General features: G+C 66.1%; 18 protein-coding genes and 1 tRNA gene. 9 read left to right on the top strand and 10 right to left on the bottom strand.

Annotation, left to right across the window (positions count from 1 at the left end):
* Positions 1 to 345: 345 nt before the first annotated feature.
* Positions 346 to 1,587 carry a type II toxin-antitoxin system HipA family toxin gene (locus AB0J71_RS43855; protein ID WP_364420117.1) on the bottom strand — a complete coding sequence of 414 codons (1,242 nt, stop codon included), beginning with the start codon at positions 1,585 to 1,587 and terminating at the stop codon, positions 346 to 348.
* Entirely contained in the window at positions 1,587 to 3,188 is a 1,602-nt protein-coding gene (locus AB0J71_RS43850) for a DUF262 domain-containing protein (protein ID WP_364420115.1), read from the bottom strand. Before AB0J71_RS43850 ends, AB0J71_RS43855 begins: the two co-directional genes overlap by 1 nt.
* 461 nt (positions 3,189 to 3,649) lie before the next feature.
* Between AB0J71_RS43850 and AB0J71_RS43845 the strand changes: the two genes are divergently transcribed.
* The 6 genes from AB0J71_RS43845 to AB0J71_RS43820 all read left to right on the top strand — a co-directional run bounded on the left by AB0J71_RS43845 (position 3,650) and on the right by AB0J71_RS43820 (position 7,772).
* Complete coding sequence (locus AB0J71_RS43845; RefSeq protein ID WP_357999186.1) at positions 3,650 to 3,838, top strand: hypothetical protein; 189 nt, start codon at positions 3,650 to 3,652, stop codon at positions 3,836 to 3,838.
* 31 nt (positions 3,839 to 3,869) lie between these two features.
* Entirely contained in the window at positions 3,870 to 4,199 is a 330-nt protein-coding gene (locus tag AB0J71_RS43840; protein ID WP_364420113.1) for a hypothetical protein, read from the top strand.
* Positions 4,196 to 6,022 carry a cell division protein FtsK gene (locus AB0J71_RS43835; protein ID WP_364420111.1) on the top strand — a complete coding sequence of 609 codons (1,827 nt, stop codon included), beginning with the start codon at positions 4,196 to 4,198 and terminating at the stop codon, positions 6,020 to 6,022. The genes AB0J71_RS43840 and AB0J71_RS43835 overlap by 4 nt, the downstream gene beginning before the upstream one ends.
* A 133-nt stretch (positions 6,023 to 6,155) precedes the next feature.
* On the top strand, positions 6,156 to 6,332 hold the full coding sequence (locus AB0J71_RS43830; RefSeq protein WP_364420109.1) for a helix-turn-helix domain-containing protein: 177 nt from the start codon (positions 6,156 to 6,158) through the stop codon (positions 6,330 to 6,332).
* A gap of 101 nt (positions 6,333 to 6,433) precedes the next feature.
* Complete coding sequence (locus AB0J71_RS43825) at positions 6,434 to 6,586, top strand: ribbon-helix-helix domain-containing protein (protein ID WP_347624618.1); 153 nt, start codon at positions 6,434 to 6,436, stop codon at positions 6,584 to 6,586.
* Positions 6,587 to 6,590: 4 nt separating this feature from the next.
* Positions 6,591 to 7,772, top strand: coding sequence for a site-specific integrase (locus AB0J71_RS43820; protein ID WP_364420107.1), 1,182 nt, complete (start codon positions 6,591 to 6,593; stop codon positions 7,770 to 7,772).
* A gap of 101 nt (positions 7,773 to 7,873) precedes the next feature.
* Here the strand turns inward: AB0J71_RS43820 and AB0J71_RS43815 are convergent.
* The 7 genes from AB0J71_RS43815 to galU form a co-directional block, all read right to left on the bottom strand.
* Positions 7,874 to 7,950 (bottom strand) — tRNA-Ala (locus AB0J71_RS43815).
* A gap of 49 nt (positions 7,951 to 7,999) precedes the next feature.
* Positions 8,000 to 8,572, bottom strand: coding sequence for a hypothetical protein (locus AB0J71_RS43810; RefSeq protein WP_352325747.1), 573 nt, complete (start codon positions 8,570 to 8,572; stop codon positions 8,000 to 8,002).
* Positions 8,573 to 8,696: 124 nt separating this feature from the next.
* A complete protein-coding gene (locus AB0J71_RS43805; RefSeq protein WP_364420134.1) occupies positions 8,697 to 9,350 on the bottom strand; it encodes a GNAT family protein in 654 nt (217 codons plus the stop codon).
* A 58-nt stretch (positions 9,351 to 9,408) separates the two neighbouring features.
* Positions 9,409 to 9,888: a MogA/MoaB family molybdenum cofactor biosynthesis protein gene (locus AB0J71_RS43800; protein WP_352325746.1), complete on the bottom strand. Its 480-nt coding sequence runs from the start codon at positions 9,886 to 9,888 to the stop codon at positions 9,409 to 9,411.
* Entirely contained in the window at positions 9,885 to 10,361 is a 477-nt protein-coding gene (gene moaC / locus AB0J71_RS43795; protein ID WP_352325744.1) for a cyclic pyranopterin monophosphate synthase MoaC, read from the bottom strand. Before moaC ends, AB0J71_RS43800 begins: the two co-directional genes overlap by 4 nt.
* The gene (glp, locus tag AB0J71_RS43790) at positions 10,358 to 11,533 is read right to left on the bottom strand and encodes a gephyrin-like molybdotransferase Glp (protein ID WP_364420105.1); all 1,176 of its coding nucleotides are present in this window, start codon (positions 11,531 to 11,533) and stop codon (positions 10,358 to 10,360) included. The genes moaC and glp overlap by 4 nt, the downstream gene beginning before the upstream one ends.
* Positions 11,520 to 12,422 (bottom strand): UTP--glucose-1-phosphate uridylyltransferase GalU, encoded by a 903-nt coding sequence (gene galU / locus AB0J71_RS43785; RefSeq protein ID WP_352325742.1) that lies wholly within the window; start codon positions 12,420 to 12,422, stop codon positions 11,520 to 11,522. Before galU ends, glp begins: the two co-directional genes overlap by 14 nt.
* 24 nt (positions 12,423 to 12,446) lie before the next feature.
* Here galU and AB0J71_RS43780 point away from each other — a divergent pair, with 24 nt between their 5' ends.
* From AB0J71_RS43780 to AB0J71_RS43770, 3 genes are all read left to right on the top strand, one after another.
* Positions 12,447 to 13,016 (top strand): 5-formyltetrahydrofolate cyclo-ligase, encoded by a 570-nt coding sequence (locus AB0J71_RS43780; protein ID WP_358301060.1) that lies wholly within the window; start codon positions 12,447 to 12,449, stop codon positions 13,014 to 13,016.
* A gap of 23 nt (positions 13,017 to 13,039) precedes the next feature.
* On the top strand, positions 13,040 to 14,545 hold the full coding sequence (locus AB0J71_RS43775; RefSeq protein ID WP_364420103.1) for a potassium/proton antiporter: 1,506 nt from the start codon (positions 13,040 to 13,042) through the stop codon (positions 14,543 to 14,545).
* 69 nt (positions 14,546 to 14,614) lie between these two features.
* Positions 14,615 to 14,911 (top strand): FmdB family zinc ribbon protein, encoded by a 297-nt coding sequence (locus AB0J71_RS43770; protein ID WP_352326220.1) that lies wholly within the window; start codon positions 14,615 to 14,617, stop codon positions 14,909 to 14,911.
* A gap of 31 nt (positions 14,912 to 14,942) precedes the next feature.
* Here the strand turns inward: AB0J71_RS43770 and AB0J71_RS43765 are convergent, their stop codons facing one another.
* On the bottom strand, positions 14,943 to 16,910 hold the full coding sequence (locus tag AB0J71_RS43765; RefSeq protein ID WP_352326221.1) for an MFS transporter: 1,968 nt from the start codon (positions 16,908 to 16,910) through the stop codon (positions 14,943 to 14,945).
* Positions 16,911 to 16,927 lie beyond the last annotated feature (17 nt).

Genomic DNA, 16,927 nt, shown 5'->3' with positions numbered 1-16,927 from the left:
ATCAACGAGTACCTTCTGACGCCCAACGACGAAGGTTTCGTCGAGGACGGCCCAGTGCTCGCAAGGTGCCTCTGCGCGATGACTAGAACGACGATCGCGACCCGTGGCCATGGCTATCGGGCACGGTCCTGGCCCAGCGCGGTCCCGACCGAATGGCGAGTCGTCGGGACCGCGCTGGACCATATCTGACCCCAGCATCCTTGAATTGTTCTCATAGGTATCAAGGCGGCGCCATGCGCCGCTCGCCGGCTGAGCATGCGACCTGGGGCCGGTCCAGGCGGGCGGTGACTCTGGACTACCCGTCGCACATCCATCGAGCCACATCGCCGCCTGCCCAGACGGGACCTAAGTGGGCCTAGTCAATGGGAGAGTTTTCAGCCGTCTATCTAGCTTGGCAAAAGCCTCCTTGCCCAAATGATCCTTCAAAATCAGCCAATGACCCAGAATCTTCTCGACAGCCATCTTGGCTCTATCAGCCGCCTCATACTCACCAAACCCAGAGCGCCTCCCTAAGTCCTTAAAATGAGACGACCCAATTATTGAGAAGTTCTTCGTTTTACCCAGATTAAGCCCTAAGTCCTCATCTGAAACATACAAGACAGTCGGTAGAACATCGTAAACTGGACTCAACTCAGGACTCTTTCCATCCTTATAGATAAGAGCCCAATTTTTCAGATGCGCGTCGCCATTGCCGAGCAATATGTTCAAGACGATCCTATCGATGACCTCGCCGACGGCGTCTACCCCGACTACACCACCAATCACGACTGCAACAACCTCAAAGTTTGCCTTTTCGTACTTTGCATTCTCATTGACGGTAGGTATATCTAGTACTTGAGCAAGTTCCTCCATATGGACTCTTTGTTGTCCGTTCAACCGATCAAACCTTCGGACCGCTAGCGCCTGCCGGGCGCCTGATTTAGAGGCCCAATCTTCCAGCCCTGTAATTGTAGCGGGGTCGATCAGAAAGAATTCCGGGGTAGGGATCCCTGCCGCTTGAGCGAGACGAAGGCTTCCCGCCTCCGCCTCGGGTACATTGTCGAAACCAGCGCGATTATCTGGAAATTTTACGATGAAGTTTCCAGCCTGCCCACTTACTGGTACCGTGAGCCCCTTCTTGAAGTCTCCAGACACCGAAAATTTAAGTTGGGCTCCGGCAAGGCTAAACTTCAAAAGAGCGTTGCCGCTATAAGGATCATCTTCGGCGGGAGGTGGTACAGGCACTTCTTCCCTGCCCTCGACTGCGAAAGCACGGATGCCGCCTGGGAGATCGCTCAAACCGAGTCGCGAGATCAGCTCAAATTCACGAGCTGCGTTTATCTGCGCTGCTCGCGCGACAGCATCACGCAGCCGACCTTCAGGTAGCAGGTGTGAGAACCATCTTGGAAGAGCTACAGTTGACTGGCTTTTCCAGCGAAAACCAGTTTCCTCGAAGACTTGTCCCAGAACCGGGCGGCTACCAACGCGCCAGTATTGTTCCGAAAAAGAAAACCAATTCGTCTGGTCACGTCTTTCAAGCCAGCCAACGTCGACCCAGCTTCCATCCGGACGCTGAAGCTGGATGGCCAACGACGAATTCGGCCCCATCAGTCGTCATCCTCTTCCGTTGCCAGCTCGACAAGCTCCGAGAGGGATCGGCGGATGGGCGATCCGGGCTCAATACGGCTATTGAGGAATTCAGCTACTAGCGCCTGGATTTCGATTTCCCGGAGCCTCATGAAATTCTCATTGTCGTTGGCCTTCAGGGCCGCAAGTGCAGCCGAGGTAACAGCATGACTCGTCAGGATTGACTCGTCAGAGACGGTAGTGATGGAAGGCGAGGAAGCCAACCAGAACCCACGCGCCCCAGCGCGCGCAGCGTTGCGACGGACGAACTCTGTGACCGCGTCAATACCCTTTTCTTCCAGTTCCCCTGCAAGGTCAATAATATTGCCCTCATGGTCACGAGGACCAAGTGAGACCAAGGCGAGGAGAATTAGCCGCGCGTTGGCAGCTTTAGTGTTAAAAGAGTGCAAGTCGAAATTGGGGGCATCTCGATCCGGAGTATAATCAAGTAGCGATTTAACCGCATCGAAAGGACTTGGAGCATTCTCCGGTTTCCGATAGTCGGGATTGATTGAACGAATCGCACGACGAAGAACCGGCGTTTGCCCTGCCTCCCGACCAAATCCATGCACCCAACCTCGCCAAAGCCACCGGCTCAGGAGGCGAAGAATCCAAGGCTCCGGGGTCGGGTGCAGGTGAAAGAAGGCGGCAAGGATGGGCAGCGGCAGCGTGACTGGCATGAGCCGGATGTTCGGAATACCTTCTGCGCGAAGGAATTTGATAGCGCGCCGTAGGGCCTCTTCGGTTTTATCGAACCAATCTGCCGGGTCCTCACCACTTCTAAACTCGTCATGGATGTCGCGCTGAATATTTCCACCCCGGAGCGCGAGAACACTTTGAACGATACGATTCTCTTCAAGAGCGCCAAAGTTCAGATCCCTCAGCTCGGAGACCACGGATGCGGGACTCCCGAGGTCCTCCTCGCCACCAAATAGAGCGTGAAAAACCTGCGCCCTACTAATTGGTTTGCCGGCAGAATTGACGCGGTCGAACACTTCGCGGAGAAGTGCTTGGTCCTGCTCGTTGACGATATATGCGGGAATCCTATAATCTCGCAGACGGCCCACAAGTAGATCCGCATAATCGAAGTCGTCAGAGGTGAATTCGTCCCAATGACGCCGCAGCCATGCTTGCATGGTGCGCGTCTCCATGGCCTCCCTGACAGGGATCTGTCGTGGGCTCACGACTCCCTTGCGCTGTGTAACGAACTTCTGCGTCGTAAGATCAAAGCTCAAATGGAATCGACTATCATCGATTTCGAACTTCTTTGTAAGCGATGCAAACAGAGTGGTTACTCTTTGCTGGCCATCAACGACCCAGAGTGCGTCATTTCTCTCTTCGGCATTGAATTGGATCGGACCCAGCTGAACCAACTCCGCGAGGGAAGGCCGAGCCCACATCAGCAGCGTTCCCACAGGAAAACCGCGATACAAACTGTCAAACAGATTGCGAACATCGCCAGCGTCCCAAACAAACTGGCGCTGAAAGGTAGGAACGCGAATCTTTCCTACCTCGGCCGCTGCTACAAGTTCGGGAATGGAAAAGCTGGATGAGCCTGATCCCCCAAGCGGCGCGATTGTCATGAGTCAGTCTCCGATCCGAAGGGTCCATCGGAACACAATCCTATACAGGATCTCAGCGATGGTACCCGTGATACTACGAAAGGACGGCTCCGCAGTGAGCTGTTTTCATCCTCGGTGGGCACCGGCTGATCACAGCATGATCGCGAGTCCGGCGCTCGCCTGAAGACGTAAAGAATCCCTGGTAGACGGGTGGATCATCACAGTCAACGCCGTCACCACCAGGGGCTCGGATGCTCTTCTATCGTGCTGCCGTCGATTTGTCGCATCCAACACTGAACTACGTGGCCGGCATCGCGCATCACTCGCCTCGTCCCCCTGCGATGCCTGTGCGGCGCCGACGCCGCGTCCGGAAGCCGTCTCTGCCGCAAGTGCCGCGCTCGCCGGCGCTGGCTCCGCCGCAAGTCCCGCCACGACGGCATCTGATCCGCCCCGCCGATCGACCCGAGAGGAGGTGAAGCCCCATGACCGTGACCGTCCCGCTGGTGCTCGTGTTCGGCGCGATGGTGTTCATCGCCTGGCGCTACCTGGGACTGCGCTTGTGGCATGCGCTGATCACGCTGCTGTTCGGCTTCCTACTGGCCGCCACCACGCTCGCACCCGAAATCCGCGCCCTTCTCCACGGCGCTCTGCGCTGGATCTCCAGCCACTGACCTTGTCCCCGACCGAAGGACGTGATGCCTGATGACCCACCGCCACCCCTACCCGCACACTGATCTCCAGGAGGTCGCTCACCGCAACATCACCGCCGCTCAACTCCTGGCAGCGCTCACCCGAGACCCTCTCCCTCTACTCCCCGTCTGGGCGCATGTGATCGCCGCCCTCGACGACATCGACACCGTGATCGACGAGATCACCGGCCTCCGCGCCGAGCTGGCACTCATCCGCCATCAGCGGGCCAACCTGCTGGCCGCCGTACGCGCCACCCTCGCGGCCCACCACGACGGCGACGACGACCCCCTCTACTACGTACGCGACGAGCTGCATGCTCAGATGTCCGGCGAGGGCCGATGAACAGGCACCGCACGACGCGCCACGAGATGCGCCGCAACGCGCGCCGGATGCGTCGTTACGGGGTCCAGCCCGTCGCCATGATCGACGACCTGGAGCTGGCACCTTTGGCGATCGCCAGCCTCGCCCGTCTGGCCTGGCGCTACCGCTCCGAACTCGCGCCGTTCAGCCTGGCCACGGCCGTCCTGCTGACGGGCGTGATCCTGCGGCGCTGGTGCCCGGAGTGGTGGCCGGCCCTGATCGCCTGTACGGCCACGGCTGCTACCGCACTGGCCGTCTGGGGACGTTGGGTGAACCTTCCCCGTCCCATCGAACGGGGCTACGCCGCCACCGCCACGGCGTTCGCGGGAACATGGCTGACTCTGGCAGCCTGTCTCGGGCCGTTCACCACGCCCCTGCCCGCCGCACTCGGCATCGGCACACTCGTGCTGGCCCTGCCCTGGTGGGCGCACCGTCGCAGACGTGCCCGCGTCCGCGTCGAACGCACCTTGGCCGCCTGGCCCGACATTGCCAAGGCCGTCGGACTGGCCGGTTCCCGCGTCCAATCGGCCATGGTCGACCTGTGGGGCTACCGGTTCCGCCTCGGACTGGGTATCGGCCAAACCGTCGAAGACGCGGTCAACGCCGTCCCTCGCCTGGAATCGGCGCTCGGCACCACGCGCGGCGGCATCCGCGTCCAACCGGTAGCGAGCAAGAAGGCCAACCGCGCCGACATCCGGGTGATCGAGACCGACCCGCACGCCGACGCCATCACCTGGCCAGGCCCGTCCGTCACCTCGATCACCCAGCCCGTCAAGCTGGGATTGTTCGAGGACGGCACGCCGGTCCGCGTCCCCCTCCTGCGGAGACACGGACTGTTCGCCGGCATGTCGGGGGCAGGCAAGTCCGGAGGGGTGAACGTCCTGCTCGGCGAGCTGACCGCCTGCCAGGACGTGATCCTGTGGGCGATCGACCTCAAGCGCGGCATGGAGCTACAGCCGTGGGCATCGTGCATCGACCGGTTGGCCACCACCCCGCAGGAGGCAGAGGCCCTGCTAGCCGACGCCGTGGTCATCCTCGACGGACGCGCCGACGACCTCACCAGACGTAGCGAACGTGTCTGGGAACCCTCCCCCGACCGGCCGGCCCTGCTCATCGTCATCGACGAGTACGCCGAACTGGCCAGCGAGGCACCACGAGCCATCGACCACGCCGACTCGATCGCCAGGCGAGGCCGCGCCCCGGCGGTCAACCTGATCGCCGCCACGCAACGCCCGTCCAAGGACGCGATGGGCAAGAGCGCGGTCCGCTCGCAGATGGATGTCCGGCTGTGCTTCCGAGTCCGGGAACCACGCGCCAGAGATCTCATCCTCGGGCAGGGGATGGTGAAGGCCGGCTGGCACGCCCACAAGCTCGACGCCCCCGGCAAGTTCCTCATCAGCTCCCCGGAACACGACATCCCCCGCCGAGCCCGCACCTACCTCCTCGACGACCAAGGGGTACAAGCCACTGCCGAACGGCACGCACAACACCGCCCGCCCCTGGATGAGGTGTCGGCTCAAGCCCTGCAAGAAGCGTCTGAAAGACCCGCTGCACCGTTTGAGCCTGCCTTCCGACCATCACCTCGCCACGCTCGCGACAACGCGGCACGAAGGGCCGAAGAGGCGTTGACAGCGTCATTGCGACAGGCGTCGAGCAACGGAGCCAGCATCGGCGACCTCATGCGCGAGACCGGCATGCGCCGCACGTGGGTCTACCAACGCCTCCAAGAGCTGAGTCGCGCAGACCAGGTCGAACAGGTCTCACGAGGGCGCTGGCGTGCCCTCTCCGAAGATGACAGCTCGTAATCGTCCGCGTCCGCCGTCCGCGTCCGTCCGCGCGTCTACGCGTGTAGAGAGCGTGACAGACGCGGACGGACGAACGAGCGGACGATCACAATCCGTAACTCCCGCAGCAGGCAAGCGAGAGGAGGGATGCCGCATGCAGGCATACACGGTCGAGCAAGTTGCGGAGATGCTGAGCATCGGGCGCGACAAGGTCCACTTCCTTCTCCGCACCGGCCAGCTCAAGAGCATCAAGATCGGCAAGCTTCGCCGGATCACCGATCGACAACTCAGCGACTTCGTCTTTTACCTCGAAGCCACAGACGAGGCGTAGAGCACCGTGCTACAGCGTTCTACAGAGCCGGTGGTGCAGCACTCGCCGCACCACCGGCAGAGCGCCTCTTGATAACTGCATGACACGAAAGGAAGCCGTCAATGACGAGCGACCGAACAACCCTGCCTCCCGTACGGGTGGACACGGAGCTGAAAGACCGTCTCCGCAGGTACGCCGAGTCGCAGGAGCGAGATGTGTCGTGGGTGATCAGGAAGGCGATCGAGGAGTACCTCAACCGTCACGAGAAGGGGTGATCCCTTGGCCAAGATCCTGATCGGCAAGTACGAAGCGACCATCTACCCCGAGGGAGACGGCTATACAGGAGCCATCTCCCTCGGGTTCGGCCCGGACGGCAGACGCCAGCGCCTCAAGCGGAAGGCCAAGACCAAGACAGCGGTCAAGGACAAGCTGATCAAAGCGGTCAAAGACCTTGAGGCAGGTGTCAGTGCATCGGAGACCTACACCGTGCGCGATGCCGTCAACGACTGGCTCACCAAGGGCCTCAAGGGCCGATCCGAGAACACGACCACCAAGCTCCGCATCCTCGCCGAGACGCACGTCATCCCGAAACTAGGGAAGATCAAGCTCAAGCAGCTAAGTGCCGATCATGTGGATGCGTGGCTGGACCAACTCGCCGAAGAACTAGCCACTACCACCTTGCGCGAGATCCACGGCGTATTGAAGCGAGCCATCCGGCAAGCTCAAGCCCGTGACATGGTGCTCAGGAACGTCGCCGAGCTGGTCACCACGCCCAAGGGCACGAACGGACGCCCCAGTAAGGCACTCACCCGACAGCAAGCAGAGGCCGTACTCAAGGCCGCCGAGTTCTCCGAACTCCACGCTTACGTGGTGCTGAGCCTCACGACGGGCATCCGTACCGAAGAAGCCCGCGCACTGCGGTGGGATCACGTCGTGGCCTGGATCCCGAGCCTCAAGCAGTGGCATCCAGTCACCGAGGCCGGCTTCAAGCACAAGAAATTCGCCATCTACGTGTGGCGAGCCGACCGAGTAGGAGGAGACACCAAGACCCGCAAGTCACGCCGAACGCTGGAACTGCCCACCCTCGCAGCTCAAGCACTAAGGCAGCACCACACCCGCCAAGCCACCCAGAAGCTCAAGGCCGGCGAGGCGTGGCAAGACCACAACCTGCTCTTCTGTACAAGCGTCGGAACCCCACTCGACGCATCGAACGTACGGCGGGCATTCCGCAGGATCACCAATCGAGCGGGACTCGGCACCACCTGGAGTCCCAGAGAACTCCGTCACTCGTTCGTCTCCATCATGAGTGACCAGGGCGTACCGATCGAGACCATCGCCGATCTCGTCGGCCACGCCGGCACCAGCGTCACAGAAGCGGTCTACCGGCACCAGCTACGGCCAGTGATCACCAAGGGTGCCCAGACCATGAACACCATCTTCGGCGAGAAGCCCACGGGTTGAGAATCCGAGTGAGATGGCTCCCCGATTGGCTCCCATCGACTTCCAGACATGAGAAAAGGGCCTCTGGATTGCTCCAAAGACCCTTCTCGCCTGCAACTTCCTGGTGGAGATGAGGGGATTCGAACCCCTGACCCCTTCGATGCGAACGAAGTGCGCTACCGGACTGCGCTACATCCCCAAGGACTCGACCAGATTAGCAAACTCCCAAGGGTCCTCGCGCCATCCTCTCAGTCCCCCACCGCCCGTTTGGGTGGTTCGGCGTACTGGTCGAACAGGACGTCGGCGTGCAGCGCGGTCAGGTCGATCACCTCGGCCTCCACCTCGGCCGCCGCCCGACGCCGCTCGCGGGCCCGTCGCAGCCGCTCAGAGCGCGCCTGGAGCGCCCGCTCCCGGCGTTCGCGATCCACCTGTACGGCGATCCGCAGAAAGGCCATGTACGACAGCATGACGACCACGGACGGCGCCACGCCCCACCACGGGATCATCTCGACCCCGGCCGTGACCACCGAGGCCAGGACGAGCAGCGCGGTGAAGAACAACAACCTCCGGCGGCGCGCTACGATGATCGCCCTACGCCGAAGCCGGAACTGCCGGACATCGACCTTCTCGACCTCCGGCGCGTCCTCGTCGCCGAGGGTGGCGTCGAGGTTGTCCAGGTCGGGCAGGGCGTGCTCGCCGGTGTAGTGCTCTTCGAGTTCGGCCAGCTCCTGGAGGTTCGTCTTGTCCCGGCGCAACCACATCGGGATCAGGACGCACAGCCACATCACCACAATGGCGACATAGAGGAAGGCGCTGCTCACGACCACCTCCGGGCAGCACGAAAGCGCGTCTGTGCTCGTCGCGCCTTCATTGTGCTCACGTCACGCACCGTAAGACCGTGTGTCACTGATTGACGAGCATTCGGTGCGGTGTGTCGCGAGATCGTCAAACCTCTTCGATCGGAGAACCGCCGTGAGCGGCCGCCTCACGGGCGCGCCGCCACTGTACGAGCAGGCCGCCGGGGACGTCCTCGACGGTCAGCGCGTAGCAGATGTGGTCGCGCCAGGCCCCGTCGATGTGGAGTTGGCGACGCCGAATGCCTTCTTCCCTGAACCCGAGCTTCTCCACCACCCTACGGCTGGCCTGGTTCTCAGGACGGATGTTCGCCTCTAGCCGATGCAATCCGGTGGTGAAAAAGCAATGATCGACGGCCAGGGCCAGGGCGGTGGGGATGATGGCCCGCCCGGCCAGCGCGCCGTCCACCCAGTAACCGATCTGGGCGGAACGGGCGGATCCCCACACGATGGCCCCCACGGTGAGCTGCCCCGCGAAGCGGCCGCCGTAGGTGACCACCCAGGGCAGCGCCAGCCCCTGCCGGGCCTCGCGGCGCAGGGTGCCGACCATGGAGATGTACGGGCCGAGCCCCGTCCTGAACAGCGGGGTCTCGGGGTTGCTCGGTTCCCAGGGGCGCAGCCAGTCGGCGTTGCGCAACCTGGTCTCGCGCCAGACGCGTACGTCGCTCAGCCGCAGCGGCCGCAGGCCTACCGGGCCTTCGTTCAGAATCGCCGGCCAGCCACGAAGTCGATCCACGCCTCTCATCATCCCCCCATCGGGCTCGATGTCGCCACGGATCATCGATCGGCAGACCGAAACCTGGTCAGCGGGGGTGATCGCCGCCCTTCATCTGCTCGACGGCGTGCCGCAGGACGGGCGCGAGCACCGCCACCCCATCCCGGACGCCGCCGGACGAGCCGGGCAGATTCACGATCAACGTGTCACCCGCCTGACCGGCCAGCCCCCGGGACAGGACCGACGTGGGCACCTTGTCGCGATTCGCCAGGCGAATGGCCTCCGCAATACCGGGAATTTCCCTGGTGATCACGCGGGCGGTCATCTCCGGCGTCAGGTCGAGGGGCGTGAGCCCGGTGCCGCCGGTGGTGACGATCACGTCGTAACCCTGCGCGACGCCGTCCCGCAAGGCCGCCTCGACCGCGTCGCCGTCGGGGACGACCACCGGCCCCGAGACCTCGCAGCCGGCGTCGGAGGCCAGCAGCTCGGCCAGCAACGGCCCTGATTTGTCGGCATAAATCCCGGCGGACGCGCGGTTCGACACGGTCACCACGAGCGCCCTGATCACGTGGCTTCCCTGGTCCACAGGCCGGTCTTGCCGCCCACCTTCTCCTCCACCCGGACGTCGGTGATCACGGCGGCCGGATCGACCGCCTTGACCATGTCGATCAGCGCCAGCGCGGCCACGGTGACGGCGGTCAGCGCCTCCATCTCCACCCCGGTGCGGTCGGCCGTCCGCACCCGGGCGGTGATCGCCACCCCCCAGTCCTCGACGTCGAGCAGGACCTTGACGCCGTGCAACGCGATCGGATGGCAGAGCGGGACGAGGTCGGGCGTGCGCTTCGCCCCCATGATCCCGGCGATCCTGGCCACCCCCAGCGCGTCGCCCTTGGGCACCTCGCCCGACCGCAGCAGCGCCACGACCTCCGGCGACAACAACACCCGCCCGGTCGCCGTCGCGGTACGGGCGGAGACGTCCTTGGCCGAGACGTCGACCATGCGGGCCGCGCCCGTCTCGTCCAGATGGGTGAACTCGCTCACAGCCGGATCACCTCCACCTCGGACCCGCCGGGCACCTCGGTCACGTCCTCCGGCACCACGATCAGCGCGTTCGCCGAGGCCAGGGCCGCGAGCTGGTGGGAGCCCTGCCCGTGGACCGGCGCGACCGTGCCGTCGGAGGCCAGCACGCCGCGCAGGTACGAGCGCCGGCCCGACGGCGAGCGCAGCGCCGCGGTGACGTAGGCGGTCACCGGGGCCGTGTCGGTGGGCAGGCCGCGCATCTTGTCGAGCGCGGGGCGGACGAACAGCATGAACGACACGAAGGAGGACACCGGGTTGCCCGGCAGGGCGAAGATCGGCACCCGGTCGTCGCCCAGGACGCCGAACCCCTGCGGCATGCCGGGCTGCATCGCGACCTTCTCGAACCGGACGGTGCCGAGCGGCGCCAGGGCCTCCTTGACGGGCTCGTAGGCCCCCATGGAGACCCCGCCGCTGGTGATGATCGCATCGGCGCGCACCAGATGGGTGTCGAGCTGGTCGAGCAGCACGGCGGGATCGTCGCCGACGGACCCCGCGCGGAACCCCTCGGCGCCCGCCGCGCGCACCGCGGCCGTCAGGGTGAAGCTGTTGGACTCCCAGATCTGCCCGCGGCCCAGCGGCGCCCCCGGCTCGACCAGCTCGGCGCCGGTCGAGATGACGACGACGCGGGGCTGCGGACGCACCCACACGCGCCGCCGTCCCACACCGGCGATGATCCCTAGCTGGGCCGGCCCGATCACCGTGCCGGCCTTGAGCACCACCTCGCCCGCCTGGACGTCCTCGCCCGCCCGGCGAATCGCGTTACCAACCGGGACATCACGATTTATCCGGACGAAGACCGTGCCGCCGTCCGTCCACTCCACCGGCACGACGGAGTCCGCCCCGGCCGGCATGGGCGCCCCGGTCATGATGCGGACGGCATGCCCGGGGCCCACCGCCCGCAGCTCGTCGGACCCGGCGGCGACGTCGTCGATCACCGGCAGCGTGCCGGGGACGTCCTCGGCCCTGACCGCGTAGCCGTCCATCGCGGAGTTGTCGAACGGCGGCAGCGGCACCGGCGAGGAGACGTCCTCGGCCAGCGTCGTGCCTAGCGCCCGCTCCAGCTCCAGCTCCAGCGGCGCCAGCGGACGCACAGTGGCCAGGATCTCGGCCAGATGCGCGTCAACCGATCTCATCGAGGAACTCCCGCAGCCACGGCACGAACTCCGGCGCCAGATCCTCGCGATCGGCGGCGAACTTCACCACCGTGCGCAGATAGTCGAGCTTGTCGCCGGTGTCGTACCGCCGCCCGCGGAACAGCACGCCGTGCACCGGCCCGCCCTGCTCGGAGCCGCGGCCGGCCAGCGTGCGCAGCGCGTCGGTGAGCTGGATCTCGTTGCCGCGGCCGGGCGGGGTGTTCTCCAGGACCTCGAAAACGGCGGGATCGAGCACGTATCGCCCGATGACCGCCCACGTGGAGGGCGCCTCGTCCACCGGCGGCTTCTCCACCAGGTCGGTCACGCGCACGACGTCGTCCTCGACGGTGCCGGCGATGGTGGCCACGCCGTAGAGCGAGACCTGCTCCCTCGGCACCTCCATCAGCGCCACCACGCTGCCGCCGAACGTGTCGCGCACCTCGATCATGCGCTTGAGCAGGTGGTCGCGGTAGTCGATCAGGTCGTCACCGAGCAGGCAGGCGAACGGGTGGTCGCCGACGTGCTGCTTGGCGCACAACACCGCGTGCCCCAGCCCCTTCGGCTCGCCCTGCCGCACGTAGTGCAGCGTGGCGAGCGAGGCGGGCTCGCGGACCTGGGACAACCGTTGCTCGTCGCCCTTGGCCTCCAGGGCCTCTTCCAGCTCGAACGCGCGGTCGAAGTGGTCTTCGATGGACCGCTTGTTCTTGCCGGTGACCATGAGGACGTCGAGGAGCCCGGCGGAGGCCGCCTCCTCGACGACATACTGGATCGCGGGCTTGTCGACGATGGGCAACATCTCTTTGGGTGTCGCCTTGGTCGCCGGGAGGAACCGGGTGCCCAGACCCGCGGCGGGCACGACGGCTTTCGTCACAGGGTCGAAGTCAGCCATGAGTAGACCCTAGTGGAGGTACCTGTGGACAAGCTGAACCTGCGTCGCCGACTGCTCGCGGCGCGTACCGCTCTGCCCCCCGAACAACTGCGGGCAAACGCCACCAAGGTCCGCGAGACGCTGCTCGAACAGCCCTGGGTCCAGATGGCCGGTCTGGTGGCTTGCTACTGGTCAGCGGGGTCGGAGCCGGAAACGCACGGTCTCGTGTTCGCTCTGTGGAAACACGGCGCGACGGTGATCCTTCCGGTGCTGAAAGAGGACAATGACCTGGATTGGGCGGTCTACGACGGCCCGGACACGCTCGCCCCTGGCCGCTTCGGCATCATGGAACCGGTCGACACGCGCCGGGGCGTCGACGCCGTCCGCACGGCCGCGCTGGTGATCGTGCCTGCCCTCGCGGTCGACCGCCGCACGGGGGTGCGCCTCGGACGCGGCGGCGGTTCCTACGACCGCGCGCTGGCCAGGGTGGGGCCCAACGTGCCCACGGTGGCCCTGCTGCACGACGGCGAGCTGATCGACGACGTGCCCGCCGAGCCGCACGACCACCGGGTCCGTTTTGCGATGACCCCGCGCGGACTCACTAGGCTTATGTGACCGAAGGGACGAGAGGGGGCTGGATGACGCTTGATGTCTGGCTCCTGATCGGCGCCGGAATTGTCATCGCGGCCATCGCGTCCGTACGCATCGCACATCGCAGCGGTCTGCCCAGTCTTCTCCTCTTCCTGGCCCTCGGCCTGGTTCTGGGGGCCTCGGGCTTCGGCGCCAAGCTGGAGAGCCCGCAGGCCGTCCAGCAGATCGGCCTGATCGCGCTGGCGGTGATCCTGGCCGAGGGCGGTCTGACCACGACCTGGTCGCACGTCCGCAAGTCGGTGCCCCTCGCCCTGATCCTGGCCACCGTCGGCGTGACGGTGAGCATCGTGGTCGTGGCGCTGGCCGTCCAGGGGCTGCTCGGCATGGATCCGACCGCGGCGCTGGCCCTCGGCGCCGTGCTGGCCTCCACGGACGCCGCCGCCGTCTTCTCGGTGCTGCGCAGACTGCCGCTCCCGACCCGGCTGGCGGGGGTCCTGGAGGCGGAGTCCGGATTCAACGACGCCCCCACGGTCATCGCCGTCGTACTGCTCAGCGGAGCCTCGCGGCGGCCGGCGTCCGTGGGAACGTTCCTGCTGGAGACGGCCATCGAGCTGGTCATCGGCGCGGCCGTGGGCCTCGCCGTCGGACCGGCGGGCGCGTACGCGCTGCGCCGCGTCGCCCTCCCCGCCTCCGGCCTCTACCCGATCGCCGTGCTCGCCCTCACCTTCGTCTCGTACGGCGGCGCGGTGCTGCTGCACGGCTCCGGCTTCCTGGCCGTCTACCTCACGGCCCTCATCCTGGGCAATTCACGCCTGCCGCACCGCGCCGCGACCAGAGGGTTCGCCGAGGGCGCGGCGTGGCTGGCGCAGATCGGGCTGTTCGTCATGCTCGGGCTGCTGGCCACCCCCAAGGAGCTGCCGTCGGCCATCGTGCCGGGCGTGATCGCCGGGTCCGTGCTGGTGATGGTGGCCCGTCCGCTGTCGGTGCTGGTCAGCTCGACCGTGGCCCGGGTGTTGCGGCTGGATCGGGTGAGCTGGCGCGACCAGGCGTTCCTGTCGTGGGCGGGGCTGCGCGGCGCGATCCCCATCGTGCTGGCGACCATCCCATGGGCGTCCGGCGTGCAGGGCTCGAAGGAGATCTTCAACCAGGTCTTCGTGATCGTGATCGTGTTCACGCTGCTGCAGGGGCCCACCCTGCCGTACGCGGCCCGGCTGCTCGGGGTGAGCGCGCCGGGCGAGGCGCACGACCTGGAGGTGGAGTCCGCGCCGCTGGAGGAGCTCAAGGCGGACCTGCTGCAGGTCAAGGTGCCCGTCGGGTCGCGCCTGCACGGCGTGGAGGTCTTCGAGCTGCGCCTGCCCGCCGGAGCCGCCGTCACGCTCGTGGTCCGCGACGGCAAATCGTTCGTACCGGACAACAGCACCCGCGTCCGGGCCGACGACCAGCTCCTGGTGGTCACCACGGCCGCCTGCCGTGACCAGGTCGAACGCCGCCTGCGCGCGGTCAGCCGCAGCGGCAAGCTGGCCGGTTGGTACGGGGAGCGGGGGTTGGAATAGGTGTTTGGCCCAATCGGTTAGCATTAGCAGTCGCATCGCTCGAGTGCCAGAACGTATAAGGAGGAGCGCGTGCCGACCTACCAGTACGCCTGCAACGACTGCGGCGAGCAGCTCGAAGTCGTGCAGAAGTTCACCGACGATGCGCTGACGGTGTGCCCCAACTGTCAGGGCAACCTACGGAAGGTGTTCTCCGCCGTCGGCATCGTGTTCAAGGGTTCGGGCTTCTACCGCACCGACAACCGCTCGTCCTCGACGTCCTCCACCGCCTCGACCACCCCGTCGAAGCCGGCCGAGAGCAAGTCGAGCGAGTCGTCGTCCTCGTCGTCGTCCACCCCGGCGCCGGCGTCCGCCGCGGCTTCCAGCTAGGCGCGTCACCCCGCCCGCACGGGCGGGGGCCTCATCGAGGCCGGTCGGCGTACGCGCCGAGCAGTTCCGGCGCGATGCGATCGACGAGCCGCGTCAGTTGTGGATCGGGCCCCCAGTCGGCCACGAGCCTGCTCAGCCCTTCGCGTGAGCAGCGCACGAGCCCCAGGGCCGCCCGGTCCCCCTCCGGCGTGAGCCGCAACCGCTCGCCGTCCGCCGAACGCTCCACCAGCCCCTCGTCCACCAGCCGGTCGACGTGGGGCCGTCCGCGTGCCCTGCTCACCTTGGCGCACTCGGCCAGCTCGCCCGCCCCGACCCAGCCCTTGCCGTTGAGCCTGGCGAGCACCCACACCCCTTGCGGCGCGAGCCCGCTCAGCCCCGCCAGCGCCCCGAGCCTTTCGTAGTACCCCCTGCGCAGGTCGGCGTCGGCGAGCCGCATGAGCCCCCGTTCGACCTCCTCCAGTGACGACCGCTCGGCCGACGTGGCGCCCAGCCCCTCGCCCAGGTCGGCCGCCTTGGTGGTCTCCCTGAGCCGCGTCTGCGGGATGAACCAGCTCAGCGCGAACGCGCCGAGCATCACCGGCGCGGCCACGCGGAAGACGGTGGCGATGGCGTCGGCGTACACATGGAGGAACTGACCGGCCAGCGCGGGAGGCAGCCGCTGGATGACGGTCGGGTCGCGCTGGATTCCGGACGGGTCGAACCCCGCCGGCAACCGGGCCCTGGCCAGCACCTCCCGCAGCTCGCCGTCGAGCGTGCCGGTGAAGACCGCCCCCAGCGTGGCGACCCCGAAGGACCCGCCGATCGACCGGAAGAACGTCGCCCCCGACGTGGCCACGCCGAGGTCCTTGAAGTCGACGGCGTTCTGGACGACGATCACCAGCACCTGCATGGTCATCCCGAGCCCGACGCCGAGCACCAGCAGGTAGCCGCCCATCGTCAGCAGGCTGCTGCGCTCGCTCAGCCCGGACAGCAGGAACAACCCCGCCGTCGCCACGGCCGTGCCCGCGATGGGCAGGAAGCGGTATCTGCCGGTCTTCGAGATCACTAGCCCGCTGACGATGGACATCGTGAGCATCCCGGCCATCATCGGCAGCAGGTACACCCCGGACAAGGTGGGACTCACCCCATGCACGACCTGCAGGAACAGCGGCAGGTACGTGAGCGCCCCGAACATCGCGAACCCCACCACGAACCCCACCGCGGACGACATCGCGAACGCCCGCACCCGGAACAGCCCCAGCGGCAGCACCGGCTCGGCGGCCCGTCGCTCGACCGCCACCCACGCCGCGACCAGCGCCGCCGCCCCCAGCGCCAGGCAGGCGATGACCGGGCTCGCCCAGGGATAGGTCGTGCCGCCCCAGGTCGTGATGAGCACCAGGCACGACGTCGCGCCGCCGAGCAGCACCACCCCGGCGTAGTCGATGCGATGGCTGGTGCGCGTGTCGTCGCCGGGCAGCGCCGCCGCGATCACGCCCAGGGCGATCGCGCCCAGGGGCAGGTTGACGTAGAACACCCAGTGCCAGGACAGATGGTCGACGAACAGCCCGCCGAGCAGCGGCCCCACGATGCTGCTGACGGCGAAGACGGCGCCGAAGAAGCCCTGGTAGCGCCCTCGTTCGCGGGCCGAGACCACGTCACCCACGATCGCCTGCGCGAGCACCATGAGCCCACCGCCGCCCAGCCCCTGGATCGACCGGAACCCGATCAGCTCCCCCATGTTCCGGCTCAGCCCGCACAGGGCCGATCCGAGGAGGAAGATGACGATCGCGGCGATGAAGAGCTTTTTGCGGCCGTACTGGTCGCCCAGTTTGCCCCACAACGGCGTGGAGACGGTCGAGGCGAGCATGTAGCCTGTCACCACCCAGGAGAGCTGCTCCAGCCCGCCCAGGTCGCTCACGATCGTCGGCAGGGCCGTGGAGACTATGGTCTGGTCGAGCGAGGCCAGCAGCATGCCGAGCATCAGCGCGAGGATGATGAGGCCCAGCCCTTTTTGCCGCATGCGGCGATCCTACTCTT

Origin of the sequence: Nonomuraea sp. NPDC049637, from assembly GCF_040675235.1 — a bacterium.
Classification (GTDB): Bacteria; Actinomycetota; Actinomycetes; order Streptosporangiales; family Streptosporangiaceae; genus Nonomuraea.
The sequence above is the reverse complement of the archived record's forward strand: the minus strand, read 5'-3'. Positions and strand labels throughout refer to the sequence as shown.

Coding starts and splice junctions, on each gene's coding strand:
- AB0J71_RS43855 (WP_364420117.1), bottom strand. CDS start 1,587: ATGGGGCCGAATTCGTCGTTGGCCATCCAGCTTCAGCGTCCGGATGGA.
- AB0J71_RS43850 (WP_364420115.1), bottom strand. CDS start 3,188: ATGACAATCGCGCCGCTTGGGGGATCAGGCTCATCCAGCTTTTCCATT.
- AB0J71_RS43845 (WP_357999186.1), top strand. CDS start 3,650: ATGACCGTGACCGTCCCGCTGGTGCTCGTGTTCGGCGCGATGGTGTTC.
- AB0J71_RS43840 (WP_364420113.1), top strand. CDS start 3,870: ATGACCCACCGCCACCCCTACCCGCACACTGATCTCCAGGAGGTCGCT.
- AB0J71_RS43835 (WP_364420111.1), top strand. CDS start 4,196: ATGAACAGGCACCGCACGACGCGCCACGAGATGCGCCGCAACGCGCGC.
- AB0J71_RS43830 (WP_364420109.1), top strand. CDS start 6,156: ATGCAGGCATACACGGTCGAGCAAGTTGCGGAGATGCTGAGCATCGGG.
- AB0J71_RS43825 (WP_347624618.1), top strand. CDS start 6,434: ATGACGAGCGACCGAACAACCCTGCCTCCCGTACGGGTGGACACGGAG.
- AB0J71_RS43805 (WP_364420134.1), bottom strand. CDS start 9,350: ATGAGAGGCGTGGATCGACTTCGTGGCTGGCCGGCGATTCTGAACGAA.
- glp (WP_364420105.1), bottom strand. CDS start 11,533: ATGAGATCGGTTGACGCGCATCTGGCCGAGATCCTGGCCACTGTGCGT.
- galU (WP_352325742.1), bottom strand. CDS start 12,422: ATGGCTGACTTCGACCCTGTGACGAAAGCCGTCGTGCCCGCCGCGGGT.
- AB0J71_RS43775 (WP_364420103.1), top strand. CDS start 13,040: ATGACGCTTGATGTCTGGCTCCTGATCGGCGCCGGAATTGTCATCGCG.
- AB0J71_RS43765 (WP_352326221.1), bottom strand. CDS start 16,910: ATGCGGCAAAAAGGGCTGGGCCTCATCATCCTCGCGCTGATGCTCGGC.